The organism is Ligilactobacillus acidipiscis DSM 15836 (genome assembly GCF_001435755.1).
Lineage (GTDB): Bacteria > Bacillota > Bacilli > Lactobacillales > Lactobacillaceae > Ligilactobacillus > Ligilactobacillus acidipiscis.
In genome coordinates, this window is the sequence record NZ_AZFI01000341.1 from 1 (window position 1) to 620 (window position 620).

Here is a 620-nt window from a genome sequence, read left to right on the forward strand (position 1 = left end):
CGGGAAGTCTTGATGATTGGGAAAGTTGGTTCTTAGGTCAAGATAAATCGTGGCCAGCTGCAAGATTCGTTCGTGATGCCTTGTCTCCAGCAATGAATGAGCTTTCTGAAAAATTAAATTTTTGGTTTACATTAACAAAACAAAAAAGAGGAAGAACTATTGTTGGATACGAATTAACAATTCATAATGCAGATAACCGTAAAGAAATTAACTAAATAAAAAATGAATTGCGGGGAAGTTCTTATGAAAACAGTGCAAGAGTTAGCAGATGAGTTAGGAGTTACACGACAAAGAGTTCAACAAGTATTGCAAGCTTTGCCAAAAGAAAAGCAAGCAAAAAAAGAAAAAGGACGCTTGCAAATCACGGAACAAGTAGAAACTGACATAAAAACATTTATGAGTAAAAAAGATGCAATAAAAGCAAGTAAGCAAACAAGCAAACAAGCAAATCCGATTTGCTTGCTAATTTGCTAAAAGAAAATAATGCCACTCTTAAAGATGAAAATGAGTTCCTAAAGGAGCAAATTAAAGATTTACAACACAAATTGAGCCAAGAACAAAATCTTGTTGGTCAACAACATAAATTACTTGATCAAGAACAACAGTTACATTTAGCAGAT

General features: G+C 33.5%; 2 protein-coding genes. Both read left to right on the forward strand.

Annotated features, from left to right (window positions below):
• Positions 1-215, forward strand: a 215-nt coding sequence (locus FC65_RS11025) for a replication initiation protein (protein WP_156408644.1), incomplete at its 5' end; no start/stop codon positions are given.
• Between the two features lie 28 nt (positions 216-243).
• Positions 244-474 (forward strand): hypothetical protein, encoded by a 231-nt coding sequence (locus FC65_RS11030; RefSeq protein ID WP_056972797.1) that lies wholly within the window; start codon positions 244-246, stop codon positions 472-474.
• Positions 475-620: the final 146 nt, after the last annotated feature.

What these genes read in the sequence shown, in the direction of transcription:
- FC65_RS11030 (WP_056972797.1), top strand. Translation starts at nt 244, where the DNA reads ATGAAAACAGTGCAAGAGTTAGCAGATGAGTTAGGAGTTACACGACAA.